General features: G+C 36.3%; 3 protein-coding genes and 1 pseudogene. All 4 read left to right on the forward strand.

The window, feature by feature from the left end; genetic code table 11:
• The coding region (locus tag PX484_RS19970) for a hypothetical protein (RefSeq protein WP_287670255.1) at window positions 1–185 on the forward strand (185 nt) is incomplete at its 5' end.
• Between the two features lie 178 nt (window positions 186–363).
• Entirely contained in the window at window positions 364–1,713 is a 1,350-nt protein-coding gene (locus PX484_RS19975; protein WP_287670260.1) for an AAA family ATPase, read from the forward strand.
• Complete coding sequence (locus PX484_RS19980; RefSeq protein WP_287767995.1) at window positions 1,714–2,409, forward strand: ParB N-terminal domain-containing protein; 696 nt, start codon at window positions 1,714–1,716, stop codon at window positions 2,407–2,409.
• A 130-nt stretch (window positions 2,410–2,539) separates the two neighbouring features.
• Window positions 2,540–2,727, forward strand: a pseudogene (locus tag PX484_RS19985) (Uma2 family endonuclease); the annotation flags it as partial.

A 2,727-nucleotide genomic window follows, 5' to 3' on the forward strand; every position in this document is an offset into this window, starting at 1 on the left:
AAACCCTTATAGAGAAAGATATTTGGCGATTTTTGTCAATTGTTTTTGATCTAGAGCGAACTAATCAATTAAATCTCTTGCCAGATAAGGATTTAGTCGATTTATGCCCCCCTATCGAACCATACCAAGTAACGAAGAGCCGGATTCTGTGCTTTACCTTGACGGGAAGGGCTGTCATCATTTAAACTAACAATAAGTTATTTTTAAGTAAGTAGTCGGACATAAATTCTGTTGTCTATCTTAAGAAATGTAAATTGCCGTAATTCTTACTTACTCCTGACTCCTATCTCCTGACTCCTGACTCCTGACTCCTTACCCCACAGTTAACTTTACTTTTGTCCAACTACTTATTTCCTCAAATGTGTGACTTTCAATCCTCATCATTGTCATAACGAAAGGGAAGTGGAGAGTAAACTAATTGTCCAGTATTTACTCCCAAAACTAGGCTACAATGCCGAACATTGGTATCAACAAGTTAGCTTCGGTAAAGTCCGCTTAGACTTCCTTGTTTCCGCTCAAAAACCTATCAATAAAAGGCAGTTTTTATCCTCTCACTGTCTAATTATCGAGGCTAAAAACCCCAGAGAAAAGCTCATCAATCATCGTCACCGCTTAGGTTATTATCTCAACTACTTTAAAGTGCAGTGGGGATTATTAACCAACGGTGATGAGATTCAACTTTATCGAAGAAAACCCGATAAAATTTATTTAGTTTTTAGATGTTCTGGGTTAGAAATTGCCTCTCACTTAGAACAGTTAAAATCTCTGATTGGCTACGAAACCTTATCCCTAGGCATTCCACCGCTTAATTCTCCAACAATCAACAACAAAAATCCCATGAAAACCATCGCAATTTATCATCATAAAGGTGGTGTTGGTAAAACCACCGTCGCTACCAATCTAGCGGCAGCTTTGAGTAAAAAAGGTAAGCGAGTTTTATTAATTGATATTGATGCTCAAGCTAATAGTACCTTTGCCGTTGGTTTAATTAAGTTTCAATTCGATGATGACGATGATTTAAAAGATAAAAATGTCTTTCATTTGCTAGATAACAGTAACCGTATTTTTATTGAGAATATTGTCAGAAAGTCTCAAGGATTCAATCATCCAGAAATTGATGTTATTCCCTCTCACATATCTTTAATTGCTAACCAAGCTAAAATTAAAGATAATGCGGCGGTATTTGCTAGATTGGCCAGAAAATTAGAGAAAGTAAAGGATCAATACGATATTGTAATTATTGATGCACCTCCCGCACTTGATTTATATGCACGCATTGCTTTAATTGCAGCTGACTATCTAATAATTCCTTCTGATCTTAAACCATTTTCTAATCAAGGATTAGATAGCGTTAAAAACTTTGTTCAAGAGGAAATCAATGAAAGTCGTGGAGATTTGGGTAAACCAACCCTACAAATTTTAGGCGTTTTACCTTCCAAAATTTCCACCCATGCTCAATACTTAAAATATAATTTTCCCAAACAAAAACAAGTGATTCCAGACAAATATAATTTACCTTTGATGGAATCGACTATCTCGGAAAGAATGCCTTTATCTCGCTGTATAAATCAATACGTTACCGTGGGAGATTTAGAAATTCCTGCCCCCCAATCTATAATCGATTATGCCGAACATCAAGCTGATGCGGGAGTATCAGCAGCAGAATTTGAAGCCTTAGCAATTGAAGTTTTAGCTAAAATAGGAGTTAAATAAATGTGGAAATTTTTACGAGTCGATATTACTGATATTAATCCTTCCCTTCCCAGAGAAACCTTCTCTGAAACTGAATTAGAGAATTTAGCCAATCTTATTATTGAAATGGGTGGAATTATTCGCCCTGCTATTCTCAAAAAAGCTGATAATAAAAAAGTTGATGAACGTTATAATATTATTAGTGGAGATTTAGAATATTATGCTTCTGTTATCGCCAATCAGAAAGTTCCTGACATCGAGATGATTAACGCTTTTGTAGTTGATAAAGAAGCGGAGAGTATCGCTTTACAGCAAATACAGTTATTATCTCCTTCTCCTGGGTTAATTACCAAGCCCGAAAAAATAGATAATCCTCTAGAATTGAGGATGAGTAATCTTGAAAAACGATTAGAAACCCAGTTACAAGCAATCCGAGAGGAGTACCAAAAAGAAATCAAAAGACTGGAAGAAAAAATTATTATTTCTCCTCCTTCTCCTCCTTCTCCTCCTTCTAAGTCGATTTTAGAGCTTTTGAATAGCTGTGATGCTAATCAACTTAAAAAAGTGGGAATTCCACCTGCATCTGTTAATGACTTTCTGAAAAAACGTTCAGAAAAGCCCTTTGATTCTTTGGAAGATGTCCTAAATCGCCCAGTGTCAGGAGTTAAAGAGAAAAGATTAATTAAACTTATCGATTATTTGCTGACTTCTAATTGATTTTTGTGGGTGTGTTGAGCTACTTTAACACACCCTACCGATGGGTGTTATAATAATGGAAGATCAGGAAAAAATTCCGATCCGATAGCGGGCAAAGATTAACTAGAAGACGGGTGAAAAGAGAAAACTTATGACAACTACCCCAGTAATAGCTGATTCTTTAACAATTCCTCCCCTAGAAAACGGCGATAAATTAACTCGATGGGAATTTGAACGACGTTATCAAGGGATGCCCCATCTCAAAAAAGCGGAATTAATTGAAGGAATTGTTTATATGGCATCTCCCTTGAGAATTACCCAACATGGTGAACCCCACGC

Source organism: Microcystis sp. M49636_WE2 (assembly GCF_030065375.1).
GTDB classification, from domain to species: domain Bacteria; phylum Cyanobacteriota; class Cyanobacteriia; order Cyanobacteriales; family Microcystaceae; genus Microcystis; species Microcystis aeruginosa_C.